Consider the following 19,380-nt stretch of genomic DNA (forward strand, 5'->3'; position numbering starts at 1 on the left):
GCTTCTTCACCGACTTCGTCACCGGCAAGGGGACCCTGGACCAGGACGACTGGGCGTGGGACGAGTTCCTGGCCTTCCTGCGCCTGGCGAAGACCCCTCCCGCGAACATACTGCTGTCGAGCTACTGGACGATGGGCGCGGTCCGGCACGGCGACTACATCGCCAAGGTCCGCTTCACTCCCGACCCGGCCGCCGCCGCCGCGGTGGTGAGGCGCGACATCGACCCGACCTCCGCGGCGGAGGTCTTCCGCCCGGCCCTGCAGGCCGAGCTGCAGGAACGGCCCTACGCCTTCGACATCCAGGTCCAGCTCTGCACCGACCTGGAGCGCATGCCGGTGGAGGACCTCACCGTGGAGTGGCCCGAGAAGCTCTCGCCGTCCGTGACGGTGGCCAGACTGCGGCTGCCACAGCAGGACATTTCCAGCCCGGAGAACCTGGCGAAGATGGACGCGCTGTCCTTCACGCCCTGGCGGGTCACCGCCGAGCACGCTCCCCTCGGCAACATCATGCGGGCCCGCAAGGAGGTCTACCGGCACTCCTCCATCGCACGCCACAAACTCAACGAGCAGCCGCGCACAGAGCCCCGCAGCGCCGACGAGGTACTCGGCCCGGCCCGATGAAGCGACCGATGTGACGGAAACGACGTCTTAAGCTCGACGTTCATGACTGGTGTCGACGCCGCTCCCAAGCGATCCTTCCTCACTTTGCACGACTACGGCATGGGCGGCTCGTGGTGGTGGGTCCGGGCGCGCTCCGAGCGGGAGATCCTCGAGACGTTCGCCTGGGTGGAAGTGGTCACCGACCCCGAGACCATGGCCCGGTTCGAGAGCGAGCGGGGTGCGGAGGTCGACATCGACGCTCCTCGGATGCCTCCTGGACTGGCTGAGCTGCGCGCCGAGCGTGCCGCGCAGCGCGGGCGCGTAGGTTTCGGGGCGATGGCGGGCCGCAACGTCGTGCATCTGCGGCGCCGCTGGGACGAAGAGGATGCGGAACCGGTCGTCTACCTGATGGAAGTGGACTCCGACGGCCGCCGGACTCGCCAGGTGGAGCTTGCCGCGGACGGAACCGCCCTGCGCAGCGGCCCCGATGACTGGGTGTTCAACCCACCGGTCGTGGATCTCTTCGACCCGGTGCTCGTGGACCAGGAGATCAGCCGAAGCGAGTTCGAGGGACATTGGGCGAGGGCCCGCCATGTGGACAGTGGGCCGTGACCCTGGCGGGCACTCCCGTGCATCGTCGGCTCAAGCGCTCTGTGGAAGTCGCCGGCTCCGTGGTCAGCCGATGGAGTCCCAGAACGCGCAGTGGTGGCGGTGTCGGGCCGTGCGGGTGGGGGCGACGTGGTCCGGTACCAGGGACAGCACCGTCTGCCGCGGCCAGTGCGGCGACGGCGTGCCGTCCGGGTCCGGAGACGGGCCGTTCGGGTCCGGAGACGGGCCGTTCGGGTCCGGAGACGGGCCGTTCGGGTCCGCAGACGGGCCGTTCGGGTCCGCGGTGCGGGCGAAGTGTGTCCAGTAGTCGATCATGGTGTCGGCGAGCCGGTGCTGTGCCGCGGTGAGGTCGCGCGGGCGGCCGCCCAGGTCGAACAGGTAGGGCAGCTCGCTCGCGTGCGGGGCGCCCAGCGGGAACGGTGGTGTGCCCGAGGTGAGCGGCGGTGCGTGCTCGTCGGCGAACTCGTAGCGCCACACCGGCACATGGGCCGCCAGAAGCTCGTCGGTGCGCGCCGTCGGGCAGGCGAAGTCCGCGTCGCCGATGGCCGCGCCGAAGACCGGGCCGCCGTCGGTGCGGTGTACCGGGTACTCGCGGACGATCGCCTTCGCCTGCTCCGGCGGCGCGAAGAAGGCGGCCACGACGTCGGGCCAGGTGTCGGGGGTGACGGGATAACCGGCTTGGACGATCCCGGCGGCCCAGCCGTTGCCCTCGTCGTGGTTGTTGCCGATGAGCACGGGGACGCGGTGGAAGTGGCCGGCGGCGATCGCCTCGGCGGGGTCGGTGGGCAGCAACGGGGTGGCGTGGGCGGGCTGTTGGTCGGTGTCCTGGGCCGCGAGCAGCCGGGAGACGTCCACGCGCCGCAGGCAGCTCACGACGTCACGGACGGAGCCGCAGCCGACCTTCGACGCGAGGCCCGCGCCTGTGGCCCGCGCCGTGGACAGAGGCACGGAGGACGGGGCGAACGGCCGGTCGGGGCGGCCGGTGCACGGACCGCTCTGGATGATCGCACGGTCGAAGAGCCCCACGGCGGTGGGCGAGGCGAGCTGGGCACAGACGCTGTAGCCGCCCGCCGACTCGCCCGCCAGCGTCACGTCGTGGGCGTCACCGCCGAAGGCGCCGATCTCGGAGCGGACCCAGCGCAGTGCCGCCTGCTGGTCGGCCAGGCCGAAGGTGCCGGAGCCGGGCAGCCCGGCGTGCGCGAGGAAACCGAGGGCGCCGAGGCGGTAGTCGACGGTGACGACCACGACGTCCCCGCGGACGGCCATGCGGTGGGCGTCGTACGAGCTGCCCGCGCCGGTGGTGAACCCGCCGCCGTGCAGCCACACGATCACCGGCCTGGACCGTGCCCGGTCCGCGCTCCCGGGAACGGTGATGTTCAGGTGGAGGCAGTCCTCGTCGGTGCTGCCGCCGGGCACCTCGCCGGGCGTCTGCGGGCACGCGCTCGCCGGCCGGGTCGCTTCCCGTACCCCGGTCCAGGGGGTGGCGGGGCGGGGCGGTGCCCAGCGCAGAGCGCCGACCGGGGGTGCCGCGTAGGGGACGCCTTCGAAGGTGCGGTAGCCGTCATGGACGGCCCCCCGGACCAGCCCCTCGTGCGTGCGGACCGTCGCGGTGCCGGCCGGAGGTGTCCTCGCCGGTGGCGCCGCGGAACCGGCCGTCGCGAGCACGGCGGCCAGGGCACAGCCCATGCTGGTCAGGACACGCCGCATGTGCGTCACTTCCCCGTTCGTGTTGCCGTTCACGTCCCCGTGCATGTCCCCGTTCCTCTCCACGTCGGGTCAGCTTCCGCCCATGCCGCCCTGCGCGGCGATCATGGTCGTCGGCAGAGCGCGTACGGCTTTCTCCATGCCGGGCGCGAGGACGGCAAGGCGCCCCGTGCAGGCGTCGATCCGGTCCCGGCGGGTCTTCCCGTCCTGCCGGGACACGACCGCGTGGATGCCGCCCGCCGCGGCCAGCGCCAGCAGCACGGCGTCGGCGGCGGGGATCTCCCGTACGGGACCGTCCCCGTGCAGCGCCGCGGACACGCGGGCGCGGACCTCGGCGGGCACGGCGCGGTCCGTGACGGTCACCCGCCGCGTGCCCAGGAGGGTGCGGGGCGCGTGCACGGCGAGGACTCCCGCCGCGGCGAGTCGGTCCTCGACCGCCGTCAGGGTCCGCTTGCGGTGGCGGCGCACGAGAGTCCGCCAACCGTGCCCGGCGGCGTCGCGCAGAACGGCGTCCAGGACGGCGACGCCGGTCGGTTCCGTGCCGGAGACGGTGACCGTGCCGCCGTCCTCCCCCAGCCGACCGCGCAGCGCGAGGTCGATCAGGGCGGCGGCACGGACGAGCAGCTCGGTGCGGGAACGGTCGTACAAGCCGTCGGCCGCGTCGTCGTAGGCGAGCAGATACGTGAGGCAGGGAAGGTCGTCGATCACACCTCGACGCTACGGCCGCCCACCCCGGTGCCGGATCGGCCCGGAGGACGGACCGGCATTAGGAGCACAGGAGGACCGCGGGCCCGTCTCCTCCCTGAGGAGGAGACGACGGCGCCGTCACGTACGGCGTGGCCGGACGAGGCCGTGGTCGTACGCGGCGACGACGGCCTGGACGCGGTCGCGCAGCTCCAGTTTGCGCAGCACCGAGGTGACATGGTTCTTCACGGTGGCCTCCGACAGCCGCAGCCGCTCGGCGATCTCCGCGTTCGACAGCGCCTGCCCGATCAGGGTGAGCACCTCGCGCTCGCGGGCGGACAGGTTCGCGAGGGAGGGCGGCGGCGCCGGGTCGGGTGTGGTGCGCAGGAACCGTTCGAGGACGCGGCTCAGCACCGTCGGCGCCAGCAGCGCGTCGCCGCGTGCCGTGAGGCGGATCGCGTCGACGAGTTCGGCGGGGCGGATGTCCTTCAGCAGGAAGCCGCTCGCTCCGGCCCGCAGGGCGGCGACGACGTGCGCGTCCACGTCCCACGTGGTCAGCACGAGTACCCGGGCCCGACTGCCGCTCTCCGCGATCTGCCGGGTCGCCTCGATGCCGTCCACGACCGGCATGCGTACGTCCATCAGCACCACGTCGGGCGTGAGCTCCCGGGTCAGCCGGACCGCCTCCCGCCCGTCGGACGCCTCACCGACCACCTCCAGGTCGTCCCGGGCGTCGATGATCATCCGGAAGCCGGTACGGACCAGGGTCTGGTCGTCGGCCACCACCACACGGAGTGTCATGACGCGCGCTCCGTCGGCAGCCGCGCGGAGACCTCGAACCCGCCTCCCGGCGACGGACCCGCGCGCAGACTGCCGCCCACGAGCCGGACGCGCTCCCTCATCCCCACCAGGCCACGCCCGGCCCCCGGCCAGCCCGGACCACTGCCCTGCGACATCCGCCCGTCATCGACCACTGTCACCGTCACGCACCCCTCTTCCACCGTCACGCGCACGCTCACCTCGCCGGCACCGGCCGCGTGGCGCAGCGTGTTGGTGAGTGCCTCCTGGACGATCCGGTACGCCGCCAGGTCCACCGCGGCGGGCAGCCCGTCGGTGGCGCCCTCGCGATGCAGGTGCACGGTCATCCCGGTCGCGCGCACCGCGTCGGCCAGCTCGTCCAGGCGGGCGAGCGTGGGCACCGGCTCCCGCTGCTCCCCGGCGTGCCGCTCACCCAGTCGCCGCTCCCCCGCTCCGTACCCTTGCGTTCCGCCCTTTTCGACATCGTCCCCTCGCGTGCCGTACTCCTCCGCCCCGTACTCCTCCGCCCCGGGCTCCTCCGCTTCGGGACGGAACGCGCGCAGCAGCAGACGTAGTTCGCCGAGCGCGGAGCGGGCGCTCGTCTCGATGGCACGCAGCGCCTGCCGGGACTGTTCGGGGCGTTCGGTGAACACGTCGTCGGCGGCGGCGGCTTGTACGACCAGCACCGACAGGGTGTGCGCCACGACGTCGTGCACCTCGCGCGCGATCCGCGCACGCTCCTCCAGCACGGCCCGGCGCATCTCCTCCCGGGTCCGCGCCCGCTGTGCCTTGCGCCACTGTCCGGCGGTCCACGCCAGGACCACGGTCAGCAGGTACACCGCCAGGCCGGCGGAGCCGCCCGTCCCGAACGCCGCCGGTGCGGGCAGGCACATCGCCGCGAGCGCCGCCACCGACACGCGCCGTGGTGTGGTGGCCGACAGCACGCACAAGGACACCTGCGCCGCGAGCAGCGCTCCCGTCAAGGTCACCGCGGGCAGCAGCGCCCACACGGCGAGCCCCGTGATCGCGTTCGCGGCCAGCACGACGGCCGGGGCGCGCAGCTGCCACCTGAGTGCGCACACCTGCACCACCACGAGGGCCAGGGCCACGGGCAGCCGTCCACCGCGCCCCGCGCCGGCGACGAGCACGGAGGTGCCGAGCACGGCGAGCACGAGGCCGGCCGACCCCCACCACAAGGCCCGGACCGCCCGTGGCGGCGGTTCTGCCCGGGCTCGCCCGGCGAACGCTCCGTCCGGCTGCCTGCTGCTGCGCTCCACGCCCCGACCTTATCCAGCGGCGCGGCCACGACGCGCCCGGCAGCACCCTGGGCACCCCGGCATCCGAGGCCGGTGCCTCGTGCCGACCGCCGCCGGTGCCCCGTGCCGACCGCCGCCAGTGCCCCGTGCCGACCGCCGCCGGATCCGCGGCGATAGCCCGCCCGGCGCGCTGTCGCGGTGGGCGAGGGCGTCGTCGCCGCTGTCGGCGGCGGGTGCGGCGATGCGGGGTGACCACGGGGTGCCGATCCGGGCACTTCCGAGCCATCTCCGCACCGGGGTCGGGTCACCGGTGCGGCCGGGAGTCAGCGCAGTCGACGTACGCGCAGCACCACGTCGTCGGTGTGGTGCGCTCCGGCACCGCCCTCAGGTGCCACACGGGGCCGCTGCTCGTCCACCTCCACCTCCCAGTCGTCGTCGAGGAGGGCCGCGACCATCGAGGGCCAGACATAGTCGACGGGATCGAACTCGCTGTCGTGCGCATGGTGGGTTTCCATCCCCGCGTGATGGACGAGCAGCAGCACGCCGCCGGGCGCGACCGCCGCGAGCAGCGCCCGCTCGGCCGCCGCGTCGGGGGTCCGCAGCAACGCCGGGTACTGCGCGGAGACCAGGTCGAAGGAGGCCGGCGGGAGCGCCGCCTCGGCGAGCCCGGCGTGGACCCAGCGCACGGCGACTCCCGCGTCCCGCGCGTGCGCGGCCGCCCGCTCCAGCGCCACGCCCGAGACCTCCACAGCGGTGACGTCCCAGCCGCCACGCGCGAGCCACACGGCGTCCGCGCCCTCGCCGCAGCCGACGTCGAGCGCCTGTCCCGGGGTGAGGCCGGCGACCTCGGCCACGAGGGCGCCATTGGGCCGGCCGCTCCACAACTGCGGGCGGTCGGTGTACCGGTCGTCCCACTCCGCGCGCACTGCGGGGTCGCCGACGTATGCGTCAGGTCCGTCGGTGGGCGAAGGGGTGCCGGACGGCGGGGATGCGATGTTGTCAGTCACGGGGCCACCGTCGCTCATCGCCTCCCGGGCACGCCACTGCTGTTGCCGGTCCGGCAAAACGGCGGCCCGCTGACCGGCGTCAGCCGCTGCCACCGCCGCCGTGAGGTGCCGTCGGGGGGGCGTCGGTCGGGTCCCGGTTCACGGGACGTGTCGGTGTCCATGCCTGCCGCCCGCCCACCCGTGTACCGCCCTCTACCAGGAAGTCCCGCCCGCCTTCCTCGCTGTCCTCGGTGGCTTCGCTGTCCTCGGTGGCTTCGGTGTCCTCTGTCGCTTCGGTGTCCTCGGTGGTCCCGGTGGTCTCGAGGAATGACCGTGCCGACGTCACTGTGGCCTGCTAACGTCTCCGGCATGAAGCGCGCTGCCATGACGACGACGCCGGAGAGTGTCCCGGCGCGCTGACAGATGTCTTGATCCGAAGCCCCGGGGCGAGTGCCCCGGGGCTTCGTCTTGCGGTCACTCGCCCGATGTCCGTGAGGAGACCGCCATGCACGACCACCGCAAGCTCGGGCGTGAACTGGGCCTGTTCGACACCGATCCGCTCATCGGCGCCGGCCTGCCGTACTGGCTGCCCGACGGCGCGACCGTACGGCACACCCTGGAGGAGTACATCCGTGCCGCTGAGCGGCGAGCGGGGTACCGTCACGTGTACTCCCCGGTTCTCGGCAAGCGGGAGCTGTACGAGATCTCCGGGCACTGGGCGCACTACAGCGACGACATGTTCCCCCCGATGGACCTCGGCGGTGAGCAGGTCGTCCTGCGGCCGAGCCTGTGCCCCCATCACGCGCTGATCTACCGCTCCCGGTCCCGCAGTTACCGCGAACTGCCCCTGCGCATGGCCGAGCTGGGAGGCATGTACCGCTCCGAGCTCTCGGGCGTGCTCGGCGGCCTGAGCCGGGTGCGGGCCATCCAGCTCAACGACGCGCACATCTTCTGCACCCTGGACCAGGTCGCTGCGGAGGCGCAGGCGGCGCTCGAGATGATCCGCCGGGCGTACGAGGCCCTCGGCATCACCCCGACCCGCTACCGGCTCTCCCTCCCGGGACCCGGTGGCAAGTACGTCGCCGCACCCGGGAAGTGGCAGCGGTCCACCGCCCTGCTGACCGACGTCCTCGACCGCTCCGGCCTGCCCTACGAGGCGGCCGAAGGAGAGGCCGCGTTCTACGGCCCCAAGATCGACGTCCAGGTCACCGACGGCGCCGGCCGGGAGTCCACCCTGTCCACCGTCCAGGTCGACTTCCACCAGCCCGAGCGGTTCGGCCTGCACTACACCGGCGCGGACGGCGCCAGACACCGCCCGGTCATGGTCCACCGCAGCATCATCGGCAGTGTGGAGCGAGCCGTCGCCCATCTCGTCGAGCAGCACGGCGGCGCCTTCCCCGCCTGGCTCGCCCCCACTCAGCTGGTGATCCTGCCGGTCTCCGACACCGAACTGCCGAACGCCTCGGCCCTCGCCCGACGTTGCGCCCGTCTCGGACTGCGGGCCGAGATCGCGGAACCGGACCGCGGCAGCCTGGGCGCCCGTGTCCGACAGGCCCGCCTGGTTCCCTACCAAGCCGTCATCGGCACCAGGGAGGCCGCCGACGATCGGGTCGCACTGCGCCTGCGTGACGGACGCCGACTCGACCCGCAGCCGGTCAGTGACGTCCTCACCCGCATCAGCGCTCTCGTCGAGGCCCACAGCACCGACCTGTGGGCCGATGCCACCTCGTAGCAGGCGCCGCGACGAGCCCCCGTTGTCGCCCGGCGCGAGGAGCGGGGTGGGAAGGCTTGCCGTGCGCTCCGGCGTCTGGTTGGGTACCAGCGCCGCCGACGCGTCGGGCGTACCGGCCTGCTGGGAAGTGGAGCGAGCAACGTGCACACGACGGTTCGGCAGGACGGCACGCAGCCGGTGCCCGACGGGCTCGACCAGGCGATCCGGGACACGGCCGAGGCGATCGCCGCGCTGGTGCGGGACGCCGGGGACGCCGGGGGCATGGCCCGTGCCGTGCCGGGATCGGACTGGACCGTCGGCGAGGTGGCCGCCCACCTGGCCCTGGCCAATGAACTGATGGCCGACCTGGCAGCGGGGCGGGAGCGGCCCTACGGCGACGGAACGCCCGGGAGTCTCGCCGAGGCCAACGCGCAGTCGCTCGGCGTCTTCACGGAACGCCGGGCGGAACCTCTCGCGACGATGATCACCGAGCAGGCCGGGGCGTTCCTGGCCGCTCTGTCGCGCGGTGCGGCAGACGGCCCGGCGCCCGCCACGCCCATGGGGCGGATGAGCCGGAACGTGCTCGCGTCGTACCTGCTCACGCACATGCTCGGTCATGGCTACGACCTGGCACGCGCCCTGAGGCGTCCGCACATGCTCGACCGGGCGCGGGTGGGCCTGTGCATGCCGTTCATGCTCTCGGTCATGCCGCGCGTCGCGAACCCCGCGACCACGGCCGGGCTCACGGCCCACTACCGGATACGGCTGCGCGGGGGTGAGTCCTTCGGTGTGTCCCTGGCCGGTGGCGCCGTGCAGGTCACCCCCGGGGCGCCTGCGGAGCGTGCGGCCTGCACGATCCTGCTGGAACCCGTGGCGTTCCTGCTCATCGCGCTGGGACGGCTGAACCCCTGGCGCGCCATCGCCCGGGGACAGGTCCTCGCCTGGGGTCCGCGGCCGTGGCTGGCGCCGCGTTTTCCGGCCCTGTTCACCGCGCCCTGAGCGTTCTGCGGGGCGCACGGCGGCGATCCGCACCCGGCAGCCCTGGGTGGAACCCGGCGTGCCGGGCCGGGCGCTGTCCGAGCATGCCGACGTGTTCGCTCACCGCGAGGCAAGTCGTGGGAACAGAACAGCATCCCGCCTCGGCATCGGTCGACCCGTACCCTGCTCTGCCCTCCACTCGTTGGCAGGATCCCCACGAGGAGCTGTCGCCGTTCGCCGTCCCCATGCTGAAGGCCAACGGGCCGGTCGCCTGGATGAGTACGGACCTGGGCGCGAAGGCAGGCGACCTGGCGGAGGTCGAGGCGATCGGCCAAGTGATCGGTAGGAACGCGCTGCTGACGACGGGTTCCCCGACCGGCGCCGAGTTCCCCGACCGGCACCGAGTTTTCCGACCGGCGCCGAGGGCGGTTGCCCGGTGCCACGAACTCGACGTCGGGCAGCCCGGGACAGCCCTCGCCGGTCCGGCTCCGGTCAGCGGCTCCCACCGGGCTCACCGGGTGTTCCGGCCCAGCTCACGGGCTCGTCCCGGGCCTTGAGACATCCAAGGTGACGATCAAGGCCACTTGCCCTATGCTGCGGCTTGCACATCCGGGGGGCGGTCGGCCGGTATGACGGCCGGAACCGCGACAAGTGCGCATCCCCACACCATCTCCACTCGTGCTTCGGCATGCCGTCGGGCGTCCACGCCTGCGCGCGCATGCTGCTCGAGGCTGCCCGCAAGGGTCCTGATGGGCGCGTTTCCCCGGATCCTCACGGTCATCGGAAGGCAGAGAACATCATGGCAGAGCGGCAGTACCTCGGGCAGGGCACCAACACCTCCTGGGAGAAGTTCTGGTACGTCCTGGGTTGCATCTACTTCGGTGCCGCCTACTTCCAGAAGGTCCCGGTGAAGAAGGCGCTGGCCGAGTACGGGCTGGTCGAGATGACCGGGGCCGAGAAGTTCTGGTACGTCGTCCAGTGCATATTCTTCGGCGCCGGCTACTTCGCGAAGGTCACCATCAAGAAGGCGCTGTCCGAGGTGCGGTACGCCGGTGGAGCCCCCACGGTCTGACGACACCGGGACGACTTGAAGGCACCCAGGCCGTGGGCCCGGACCGCGACGAGCGGTCAGGGCCCACGGCCTTGTCCCGGACCGTCCGGCGGCCCGGTCGGGCGACCGGCACGGGCGGGCGACGGGCACGGGCGGGCGACGGGCCGGTCTGCGGCGCTCCCATGCCGCCCTGGCCGTGAACGCTCCGGACCTGCGCGGACGACCGGAGGGAACCGGCATTCCGTACCCTGGCGGCATGCGCATGCGTCCCACTCTGAGCTGGACCCCCACCGCGGACCTGCCACCAGGCACCACGGACGTCGGTCCGGTTGCCGACGCGCTGAGCGCCGGTGGCGTGCTGGTGCTCAGCGGGGCGGGCATCTCCACGGAGTCCGGCATCCCCGACTACCGCGGCGAGGGCGGCAGCCTGAGCCGGCACACCCCGATGACCTACCAGGACTTCACCGCAAGCGCCCAGGCCCGGCGCCGGTACTGGGCACGCAGCCACCTCGGCTGGCGCACCTTCGGCCGCGCCCGCCCCAACGCCGGGCACCGGGCCGTGGCCGCGTTCGGGCGGCACGGCATGCTCTCGGGGCTGATCACCCAGAACGTCGACGGCCTGCACCAGGCCGCCGACAGCGAAGGCGTCGTGGAACTCCACGGCAGCCTGGAACGGGTGCGCTGTCTCTCCTGCGGCGCCATGAGCCCCCGCCACGAACTCGCCCGGCGGCTCGACGCGGCCAATCCGGGGTTCGCACCGGTCTCCGCCACGATCAACCCGGACGGGGACGCCGACCTCACGGACGAACAGGTCGGCGACTTCCGCGTCCTGCCCTGCACGGTCTGCGGCGGCATCCTCAAGCCGGACGTGGTGTTCTTCGGCGAAGCCGTACCGCCGCAGCGGGTGGAGCACTGCCGCGAGCTGGTGCACGGAGCGACGTCACTGCTGGTACTGGGCTCCTCGCTGACGGTGATGTCCGGGCTCCGGTTCGTCCGTCAGGCCGCCCAGGCCGGAAAGCCGGTGCTGATCGTCAACCGCGATGCGACCCGGGGCGACGCGCACGCCCGCGCCCGCGTCGCGCTCCCGCTGGGATCGACCCTCACCACCGTGGCCGACCGCCTGGGCATCCCCGTGGACGGCCTGTCGGCGACGTAGACGACCGATCGGCAGCCGGCCGTGACGGGCGACCGATCGACAGCCGGCCGTGACGGGCGACCCATCGGCGCCCCGGCCGTGACGGGGGTGGTGCACCGTACCGGGCGGCCCGGACCGTGACGTCCTCGCCTTCAGTACGCGCCCCCGGTCCGTTCGTTCGGCGCTCACTCCGTCGCCGCCTTCCTCCGGCGCTCAGTCGCCGCCACCTTCCTCCGACTCACTCCGTCGCCCCTTCCTTCGGCGCTCACTCCGTCACCGCCTTCCTTCGGCGCTCACTCCGCCGCCCCTTTCCTTCGATGCTCGGCCTCGCGGCCCGTGCCTCGGCTCGGCATCTGCGCCCGGCCGGTCGGCCGCCCCTCGGCTGTGCTCAGCACTCGTGGGCCGGCGAGGCTCTGGAGGGTCATCGCGGTCGCGGCGATGGCGGTGACGGCGAAGCCGCCGCGTGCGCCGAGCGAGTCGACGGCCCAGCCGGCGACCGCCGCCGCCCCGGCCGAGCCCGCCGCTCCGGCGGATCCGAGCCAGGAGAACGCCTGGGTGAGGACGCTCCGATGGACCGTCGACTCGGTGAGCACGGGGAAGAGCGCGAGAAGGGGCGGGATCGTGGCACCGGTGAGGACGACGACCAGGCCGAGCCCGAGCGGTGAGCCGACCGTGAGCAGCAGCAGAGCACCGGCCATCAGGGCACCGCTCGCCGCGAGCAGTTGGACCGGCGCTGTGACTTGCCACCGGCGCAGCCCGTAGACCCACCCGGCCAGCAGGCCGCTGCAGCTGGAGACCGCGAAGATCGGGGCCGCGGCACCCGGTGCGCCGTGCTCGACCACGAAGGCGGCCACCGACACCTGCATGGCACCGAAGAACACCCCGAGGGCGAGGTTGAGACCCATCAGCAGGAGGACCCCGCTCCGCAGCAGCGACCGGTCCGCCCGGGCCTCCAGGGCGCTGTCGGCCGCCGGCGAGGGCGCGCTGCCGGGCTGGGCCGCGAGGAGCAGGCCGCCGGCGACCGTCGCGGAGGCGGCCAGCACCGTACCGACGACGGGATGGCCGGCCGCGGCGAGTGCGCTGACCACGATCGGGCCGACGAGATAGGCCACCGCGTTGCTGATCGCCTCCAGTGCGAAGGCTGTGGGCAGTTCCGCCGGCCGGTCGGTGCGGAGCAGTGCGACCCAGCGTGCCGCGGACATCGCGCTGAGCTGGGGGAGGCTGGCCCCCACCAGCGCACCGCCCAGTGTCAGGAGGGCGTCGGGGGCGTCGGCGGTGACCAGGGACACCAGGGCGGTCATCGCGAGACCGTGGGCAAGGAGTGCGGGCGGCAGGACCCGGGTCTGCCCGAACCGGTCCACGAGCCGGGCCAGTTGTGGCGCCGCGAGCGCGTCGGCCACCGCGAATGCGCCGCTGACGAGGCCGGCCGCGGAGAAGGTGCCGGTGTGGCTGTGCACGAGCCAGACGATGCCGAGGCTGGTCATCGCGATGCCCATGCGCCCCAGCGATGCCGGAAGGAAGAAGGCCGCGGCGCCCGGTGCGCGCAGCAGGGAACGGTAGTTCGCCGATGGCACGGCGAGTCCCTTTCGCTGCCCGGCGGGACGACTCCCCGGGTCGCCGGTGCCCGATGGACCGACCCGTGGTCGCCGCCTGGAACCGTCCAGTGTCGGCGCGGAGTGGGGGCACGCGCCCCGCACCGGCTCCGTCACCGGGCAGAAATCCAGTGTGTCGTCGAGCGGACCATTCTCGTCACCGAGGCCGGCGATGTCCATGTGCTTCATCCGGAACGCCCTGTCACCGCGGACACGGGCGCCGTCGCCGCAGGCGGCGGCCACTGGTTGACGCCTGCACAACGGTGTGTAAATGTAGCTTACATTTAAGATCATCGACGGGTGGGGAATCACATGGCGAAGAGGAAGATCCAGGACGAGCAAGAGGTGATCCGCTGGTTCCAGGAAGGCAGGACGTACCAGTGGATGATCGACGAGTACAAGCGCAAGTACGGCATCGAGACCGTCACCTCCATGTGGGGCAACTTCAGACGGCGTCGCGGGCTCGACCGGCGCATCACCCGCAACGACGACCTGATCCCGTGGGAGGTCAGCGAGGCCCACCGCTGGAAGTACCCGGTCGCCATGCTCCGCGTCGAGGCCCGGCTGCGGGACGGGCGCGACCTCACCGACAACGAGCAGGACCGGCTGAGGTCCTGGAAGCAGATGCTGACGGAGCAGAACGCGGTGGTCCACTACGACCCCGACACCGAAGAGGGCTTCTCGTACGTCCCCCGCCAGGAGGGAGACGACGACCTCATCCACCGGCCGGCACGCAAGACGACCTCACGGCCCAACGCGGACAGGCGCTGACACCGCTCGACGGAGGCGAGTTCCGAGTGTCGCCACCCGCGGGCCGGCCCCCGCCGCCCGAGCTCCGCCCCCGGCCGCGACCCGCCGACCCGCGACCCCGCCGTCCCGTGAGCCCGCGACCCCGTGACGCCCTGACGCCCTGACGCCGTGACGCCGTGACGCCGTGCATCGACGATCTCGCCGTCCCGCGATCCGGCATCCCGACGCCGCCCAGGCGATGCCGTCCCTCGATCCGGCGATCCCCCGTCCCGCGATCCGGCATCCCGCCGTCCCTCGATCCGGTCATCCCGCCGTCCCGGGTTTCGACGATCCCGCCATCCCCTGATCCCGCGTCTGCCGACCGGGGCGGGACCGTGTCTGCTGCATTGGCATCACGTATGTCACCGGGTCGAGGGATTGCACCGCCTATCGCCAGGCCGGATTCGCCGGATAAGTGTGACTATCGCTTCACGGTGACAGGGCAACGCCCGACGTCACGCCATCCGGCAGGAGGAACGATCGATGAACCCCACCCTCAAGCGCCTGCTCGGCACCGCCACGGCGGTGGCCGCCGGCGCCACAGCGCTGCTCGGTACCGGCGCCGGCACCGCCGGCGCCACCGAGAGAGCCCACTGCGACCGCGCCGAACGGCCGATATGGAGCGAGGGGCCCAGCCGTAACGTGACCGCCCACCGCTGCAGCCTGCCGGACAGCGACCACCGCTGGCACATCGTCGAGATCGACACCCTGGTTCAGCCCCACTACAAGTCGGACTACCTGGACGGCGGCGTCGACCGCACCGGGACCCTGCACGACCGCACCATCAGGTGCCTGGGTTACACCACCAGCAAGGACACGGTGAACTGGTTCGGCTGCGTACCTCACTGACACACCCGGCGGGGCCACGCACCGGATCGTACGGTCCACCCCGCGAGCCGCCCCACGTCCCCGGCGGCTCGGCTTCCGCCCCGGGCGCCCCCGGCAGGTCCACTGCCGGGGCGGCCCGGCCCCGGGCGGTCACGATCTCGAAGCACCCTTGACGCGGACAGCGGAGCACGAAACCCGCGTCCGCCCCTCACGGTCACGGCACCCTCCGCCGCACCGCCCGGCCGCCCCACCGCCCCACGGCCCGGCCGGTGTCTCGCGGCGCCCTCGGCGGGCCCCCGGGCAAGGCAGGTCGCGGTCCCCGTACATCAGGGGCCGATCCTGGCCACTCCGCCCGTGGAACGCGCCCGTCCCCGGGACGAATCCCGGCCACCGGGCCACCTCCCCGGCGCCGGTTGCCTCCAGAATGGGCGGTACCGGCTCGGTCGCCGCGTGCTCGGGTCCCGCGCCGGTGCACGGCATCTGCGTCGTCTCACTCGTGCTCGATCCCTGCTCGGCCTGCCCAAGGGTCCGCCGCTCGTCGACGCGGCGACCAGACACCGCGACAGGATGGTTACCGTGACCAGTGGAAACGACGGCACCACGCGCGCGAACGATCGGCCGGCCGCCGGCCGGCTGTCCTCCCCCACCACGGCCCAGGGCCTGCTGACCATGGGTGTGGAAGAGGAGTACCTGCTGGTCGACCCCGTCACGCGGGAGGTGCACCCGGCCGGTGACCAGGTCGTCGCCCTGGCCTCCTCGGCCGGCCTCGGCGACCGTGTGGCCCAGGAGCTGACCCGATACCAGGTCGAGGCACGGACCGACCCGCAGGTCGAGTCGAAGGACCTGGGCGAGCAGGTGCGGGCGATGCGAGCCACCGTCGCGGACTCCGCCGCACAGCTGGGCCTGCGGATCGTCTCCAGCGGGTCCCCCGTCCTCGGCCCGGCCGCTCCCCCGCCCCTGTCACGGGGGTCCCGGTACGCCCTGAGCGCCGCGACCTTCCGCGCCCTCGACGACGAACAGACCGCCTGCGCCCTGCACGTCCACATCGGCATGCCGGACCTCGACCGGGCGCTTCAGGTCAGCAACCACCTGCGCTGCAGACTGCCCGTCCTCATCGCCTTGTCGGCCAACTCCCCCTACTGGCTGGGCAGGGACACCGGGTACGCCAGCTGGCGCACCATGACCTGGGCGCGCTGGCCGGTGGCCGGACCGCCGCCGTACTTCGCGTCGTGCGCCCACTTCGAGGACCTGGTCGGCAGTCTGCTGCAGGGTGGCGCCCTCCTCGACCGGGGTGGCCTGTACTGGGACATCAGGCCCTCGCACCACGTCCCCACCCTGGAGGTCAGGGTCGCCGACGCCGTCACCACCGCCGAGGAGACCCTCCTGCTGTGCGCCGTGGTCAGGGCCATGGCCGCGACCGCGCTGAAGGCCGTCGCCGACGGTGAGCCGGCGCCGCGGCCCCGGCCGGAAGTCCTGCGCGCCGCATGCTGGCGGGCCGCCCGCGACGGCCTGGCCGGACACAGCCTGGACCCGGTCACGAACACCCTCGGCCCCTCCCGCGCCGGTGTCGAACAGTGTCTGGCGGAGGTCGCCCCCGCCCTGCGGGACCACGGCGACCTGGAACTGGTCCGCACGGCGTGGAGGCGGCTGCGCGCCGACGGCAACGGCGCCGACCGCCAGCGCTTCGTCCACCAGCGGCGCTCCAGCCTTCTCGATGTCGTCGATCACCTGATCACCCACACCACACCGGACCAAGGGTCGGCCTAGGCACAGGGAGGTCGGTGGCGCCCGGGAGGCAGGGGCCCGAGAGAAAGGGGCGGTGAGCCATGATGCAAGATCGCTGCATGAACAACACGAGCAGACGTTCCCTTCTCGCCTCCGCCGCCGCCGTGGCCGCCGGACTGCCCACGCTCAACGCCGTTATGGGCAACGGCGCCACCCCGGCGGCCGCAGCCGACCAGTACACCTCCAACACCGACCTGTACACACGCACCGCCGCCAAGGAGGGCATCGACTGGATGCGCCGATTCCGCATCGGTGCTCCGGTACAGCTCACGGACAACGTCCGCGGCACGAGCAGTCCCGTCGGCAGCACGGCGGTGATAGCGCCGCACGGCGGCGGGATCGAGGCGGGTACGAGCGAGCTGTGTCTGGCCGTCGCCGGTTACACGCCGTTCGACGCCAACACCGACCCGGCCGACGCCGCGGTGCCCGGCGAACCGCAGCGCGACTACTGGATGTTCGAGGCGATCGCCAACTCCTCCGCGCAGCACGTCACGGCCACCCACTGCGACGACCCGGCCGCCCTCGCCGTCTGTGCCAACAACCTGTACGCCGTCTCCCTGCACGGTTTCGACGACACGACCACGAAGAAGATCATCATCGGCGGCCGGGACGAGCGGCTCAAGCGCAACCTGCTGGCGGCCTTCACCAAGTACGGCCTGACCTCGCCCGCGGCCCAGACCGCCTGGAACGTGACGGTCGTCTTCGCGGGCGCCACCGACCCCATCAACGGGGACGACCCGGCCAACATCGCCAACCGTACCCGCACCGGCGCCGGTGCCCAGCTGGAACTGTCCACGGCGCTGCGCCAGGCGATGTTCGGTGACTTCTCCGGCGCGGCCAAGCGCAGGGCGACGGCCGGCGTGCCGAGCACCGCCAGCCCCGACGCCGACCACTTCTGGAACGGTTTCGTGGGTGCCGTCCGCGAGGCGGTCAAGAACCACGAGCTGGGCCTCGACTCCCTCTAACGGCCGCCCCGCACGGGACGCGTGGCGCCGGGCGAGCGCGGCCTCGACCGTGGCCGGCCGGCTTCCGGGGCGGCACGTGACAGGTCGTACCCCATGAAGTCCGTGACCGGGACGTATCCGATGCGCCGGTAGAGGGCGTTGCTGGTGCGGTTGACCGGGTTCGTGAACAGGACGACGTCCGTCGCGCCCGCTTCCAGCGCGGCCCTGCTCACCTGGACCGTCACGGCGCCCGCGTACCCGCGGCCGCGTAGGTGGGCCGGGGTGTAAACGGGGTCCACCCGGATCATGCCGGCCAGCATCGGGGTCGAGCCCGCCATGGAGACGGGACTGCCGTCCGGTGTCTCCCAGAACGTGAAGCGCTTGTCCGCGAAACGGGTGCCGGCCCAGGCGGCGGCGTCCAGGGCCGGGGCCTCTCCGACGTCGGCGGCGAACTCGGCACACCAGCGGATGACTTGCTCCTGGTCCGCCTCAGCCGCGATGCGGCCCCGGCCCTCCGGCCGTGGCTCCGGCGGGGTGAGGGTCCCGAGACGGTGGAGGCGGCCCCACCAGTCGCGTACCGGCACCGAGCCCGTGTGCCGCTGCCACGCCTGGGCGAAGGCGGTGGCGGTGTCGTGGTCCGCGATGACACCGGAGGGGGTCGGACCGGGTCCGGCCAGCCGGGCGGCGAGGGTGTCGGCCTCTTCCGCGGAGAGGGGGGTGAGGGTCACGCGGCCGCTGGACGCCAGACGATAGAAGACGGCGCGGACCTCACCCCCCGATTCGAGACGGCCGAACACGGTGGGTCCGGCGTCGGGCGCCTCCGCTGCCCGCCTGCGCAGTTTCTCGATCGTGGTCAGTGGCGTGTTGTGCAGCGTGGGGCGTGAGCGCAGGAAGGCGTCGGTGTGGGCGAGGAATTCGTCGAGGTCTTCGGTGAGGTGCCAGTCGTCCGGGCGCATGCTCCAGGATCCCTTACGCGCGCGTGCCTCTGGGGAGTCCGCGGCCGCTGCCGGGGCGGACCGATGGCGTGTTCGTCGGTCCGCCCGGTGCGGGAGCCGTCCGGTGCGCCGCACCTCGTAGCCGTAGCCCTGGTGGAGGTGGTGTCGACGCGGAGGGTGGAACGGCCGGGTGTCACCGGGGACGACGACTCCGCCCGGTGGAGGGGGCGCGCCGTTCGGGTCGGCCGACACCGTGGTGCGTCCGGTTCGCCGGCCGACGAGTTCGCCCTGCGGCCGGACCTCCGAGACGACCCGGCACTCCGGTCCTCCATGCTTGATGTTCAATGTCCGAATGACGCCGAGCACCTCCTCCCCCACCCTCACCCCGCTCATATCCGGCCGTGGCCTGCGACTTCGTCCGTGGGATCCCGGCGACGAGGCCGACGTCGAGACGTTTCTCCGCGGCTGCTCCGACCCGGAGTTCCGGCGCTGGAACACTCCGCTGCGCCCCATCACGGATCCGGCCACCGCCCGCGCCACGCTGCACAGCAAGTCGGCGGCGGCCAAGTCCGGTACCGGGGCGTCGTTCTGCGTGGAGGAGGCGGACAGCGGTTCGCCGCTGGGGCACGTCGGCGTCAGCCGGATCGACCGCGTGCTGCGGTCGGCCTGCGTCGGCTACTGGGTGCTGCCCGAGGCACGCGGCCGGGGCGTCGCGACCCGCGCCCTGGCCCTGACCGCCGACTGGGTGTTCACGGAACTGCGCCTGCACCGGCTGGAACTCGACCACGCCGTCGGCCACGAGATCTCGTGCAAGGTCGCCGAGCGGTGCGGTTTCCGCTACGAGGGGACACTACGCGGCGCGATGTGGGAGGCCGACCGCCGGGACGCGTTCCGCGACTGCCATCTGCACGCCCGTCTCGCGACCGACCCCGACCCGCACGCGTCACCTACGAACTCGCCCTGAACGAGGGGAGGCGCTGGAGTTACGCGTTCTTC

Annotated in this window: 17 protein-coding genes and 1 pseudogene; 11 read left to right on the forward strand and 7 right to left on the reverse strand. The window is 72.8% G+C overall.

The genetic code is table 11. The features are described from left to right. Both GT045_RS13975 and GT045_RS13980 read left to right on the forward strand, forming a co-directional pair. Positions 1-620: pseudogene (locus GT045_RS13975) on the forward strand (catalase); the annotation flags it as partial. A gap of 42 nt (positions 621-662) precedes the next feature. Then, entirely contained in the window at positions 663-1,211 is a 549-nt protein-coding gene (locus GT045_RS13980; RefSeq protein WP_202515947.1) for a hypothetical protein, read from the forward strand. A gap of 63 nt (positions 1,212-1,274) precedes the next feature. On the opposite strand, the gene GT045_RS13985 is transcribed toward GT045_RS13980, so the two are convergent. The 5 genes from GT045_RS13985 to GT045_RS14005 all read right to left on the reverse strand — a co-directional run bounded on the left by GT045_RS13985 (position 1,275) and on the right by GT045_RS14005 (position 6,657). Then, entirely contained in the window at positions 1,275-2,960 is a 1,686-nt protein-coding gene (locus GT045_RS13985) for a carboxylesterase family protein (RefSeq protein ID WP_161334358.1), read from the reverse strand. Positions 2,961-2,984: 24 nt separating this feature from the next. After that, entirely contained in the window at positions 2,985-3,620 is a 636-nt protein-coding gene (locus GT045_RS13990; protein WP_161334359.1) for a GPP34 family phosphoprotein, read from the reverse strand. A gap of 117 nt (positions 3,621-3,737) precedes the next feature. Beyond that, entirely contained in the window at positions 3,738-4,397 is a 660-nt protein-coding gene (locus GT045_RS13995) for a response regulator transcription factor (RefSeq protein ID WP_161334360.1), read from the reverse strand. Continuing rightward, complete coding sequence (locus GT045_RS14000) at positions 4,394-5,671, reverse strand: sensor histidine kinase (protein WP_345942645.1); 1,278 nt, start codon at positions 5,669-5,671, stop codon at positions 4,394-4,396. The genes GT045_RS13995 and GT045_RS14000 overlap by 4 nt, the downstream gene beginning before the upstream one ends. Positions 5,672-5,973: 302 nt before the next feature. Beyond that, positions 5,974-6,657: a class I SAM-dependent methyltransferase gene (locus tag GT045_RS14005; RefSeq protein WP_161334361.1), complete on the reverse strand. Its 684-nt coding sequence runs from the start codon at positions 6,655-6,657 to the stop codon at positions 5,974-5,976. Between the two features lie 382 nt (positions 6,658-7,039). On the opposite strand from GT045_RS14005, the gene thrS reads away from it, so the two are divergent. The 4 genes from thrS to GT045_RS14025 all read left to right on the forward strand — a co-directional run bounded on the left by thrS (position 7,040) and on the right by GT045_RS14025 (position 11,532). Beyond that, the gene (gene thrS, locus GT045_RS14010) at positions 7,040-8,368 is read left to right on the forward strand and encodes a threonine--tRNA ligase (RefSeq protein ID WP_345942646.1); all 1,329 of its coding nucleotides are present in this window, start codon (positions 7,040-7,042) and stop codon (positions 8,366-8,368) included. Between the two features lie 141 nt (positions 8,369-8,509). After that, positions 8,510-9,346 (forward strand): maleylpyruvate isomerase family mycothiol-dependent enzyme, encoded by an 837-nt coding sequence (locus GT045_RS14015; RefSeq protein ID WP_161334363.1) that lies wholly within the window; start codon positions 8,510-8,512, stop codon positions 9,344-9,346. A gap of 778 nt (positions 9,347-10,124) precedes the next feature. Then, the gene (locus GT045_RS14020) at positions 10,125-10,397 is read left to right on the forward strand and encodes a hypothetical protein (protein WP_161295023.1); all 273 of its coding nucleotides are present in this window, start codon (positions 10,125-10,127) and stop codon (positions 10,395-10,397) included. 235 nt (positions 10,398-10,632) lie between these two features. Further along, the gene (locus GT045_RS14025) at positions 10,633-11,532 is read left to right on the forward strand and encodes an NAD-dependent protein deacetylase (RefSeq protein WP_161334364.1); all 900 of its coding nucleotides are present in this window, start codon (positions 10,633-10,635) and stop codon (positions 11,530-11,532) included. Between the two features lie 272 nt (positions 11,533-11,804). Here GT045_RS14025 and GT045_RS14030 read toward each other — a convergent pair whose 3' ends face one another. Continuing rightward, positions 11,805-13,085, reverse strand: coding sequence for an MFS transporter (locus tag GT045_RS14030; protein ID WP_161334365.1), 1,281 nt, complete (start codon positions 13,083-13,085; stop codon positions 11,805-11,807). A gap of 330 nt (positions 13,086-13,415) precedes the next feature. Here GT045_RS14030 and GT045_RS14035 point away from each other — a divergent pair, with 330 nt between their 5' ends. From GT045_RS14035 to GT045_RS14050, 4 genes are all read left to right on the forward strand, one after another. Next, on the forward strand, positions 13,416-13,874 hold the full coding sequence (locus GT045_RS14035; protein WP_161295019.1) for a hypothetical protein: 459 nt from the start codon (positions 13,416-13,418) through the stop codon (positions 13,872-13,874). A gap of 501 nt (positions 13,875-14,375) precedes the next feature. Further along, positions 14,376-14,741: a hypothetical protein gene (locus GT045_RS14040; RefSeq protein ID WP_161334366.1), complete on the forward strand. Its 366-nt coding sequence runs from the start codon at positions 14,376-14,378 to the stop codon at positions 14,739-14,741. Between the two features lie 555 nt (positions 14,742-15,296). Continuing rightward, positions 15,297-16,487: a glutamate--cysteine ligase gene (locus GT045_RS14045; protein ID WP_345942647.1), complete on the forward strand. Its 1,191-nt coding sequence runs from the start codon at positions 15,297-15,299 to the stop codon at positions 16,485-16,487. 77 nt (positions 16,488-16,564) lie between these two features. After that, positions 16,565-17,470 (forward strand): poly-gamma-glutamate hydrolase family protein, encoded by a 906-nt coding sequence (locus GT045_RS14050; RefSeq protein ID WP_161295013.1) that lies wholly within the window; start codon positions 16,565-16,567, stop codon positions 17,468-17,470. Here GT045_RS14050 and GT045_RS14055 read toward each other — a convergent pair. Next, complete coding sequence (locus GT045_RS14055) at positions 17,467-18,405, reverse strand: GNAT family N-acetyltransferase (protein ID WP_161334367.1); 939 nt, start codon at positions 18,403-18,405, stop codon at positions 17,467-17,469. The genes GT045_RS14050 and GT045_RS14055 overlap by 4 nt on opposite strands. 331 nt (positions 18,406-18,736) lie before the next feature. Between GT045_RS14055 and GT045_RS14060 the strand changes: the two genes are divergently transcribed. After that, positions 18,737-19,348 (forward strand): GNAT family N-acetyltransferase, encoded by a 612-nt coding sequence (locus GT045_RS14060; protein ID WP_237538570.1) that lies wholly within the window; start codon positions 18,737-18,739, stop codon positions 19,346-19,348. Positions 19,349-19,380: the final 32 nt, after the last annotated feature.

The sequence above is a fragment of the Streptomyces sp. SID486 genome (assembly GCF_009865385.1).
Taxonomy (GTDB): Bacteria; Actinomycetota; Actinomycetes; order Streptomycetales; family Streptomycetaceae; genus Streptomyces.

Excerpts from the sequence above, each read along its gene's own strand:
- GT045_RS13980 (WP_202515947.1), top strand. The coding sequence starts at position 663 with ATGACTGGTGTCGACGCCGCTCCCAAGCGATCCTTCCTCACTTTGCAC.
- GT045_RS13985 (WP_161334358.1), bottom strand. The coding sequence starts at position 2,960 with ATGCACGGGGACGTGAACGGCAACACGAACGGGGAAGTGACGCACATG.
- GT045_RS13995 (WP_161334360.1), bottom strand. The coding sequence starts at position 4,397 with ATGACACTCCGTGTGGTGGTGGCCGACGACCAGACCCTGGTCCGTACC.
- GT045_RS14020 (WP_161295023.1), top strand. The coding sequence starts at position 10,125 with ATGGCAGAGCGGCAGTACCTCGGGCAGGGCACCAACACCTCCTGGGAG.
- GT045_RS14025 (WP_161334364.1), top strand. The coding sequence starts at position 10,633 with ATGCGCATGCGTCCCACTCTGAGCTGGACCCCCACCGCGGACCTGCCA.
- GT045_RS14035 (WP_161295019.1), top strand. The coding sequence starts at position 13,416 with ATGGCGAAGAGGAAGATCCAGGACGAGCAAGAGGTGATCCGCTGGTTC.
- GT045_RS14040 (WP_161334366.1), top strand. The coding sequence starts at position 14,376 with ATGAACCCCACCCTCAAGCGCCTGCTCGGCACCGCCACGGCGGTGGCC.
- GT045_RS14050 (WP_161295013.1), top strand. The coding sequence starts at position 16,565 with ATGAACAACACGAGCAGACGTTCCCTTCTCGCCTCCGCCGCCGCCGTG.
- GT045_RS14055 (WP_161334367.1), bottom strand. The coding sequence starts at position 18,405 with ATGCGCCCGGACGACTGGCACCTCACCGAAGACCTCGACGAATTCCTC.
- GT045_RS14060 (WP_237538570.1), top strand. The coding sequence starts at position 18,737 with ATGACGCCGAGCACCTCCTCCCCCACCCTCACCCCGCTCATATCCGGC.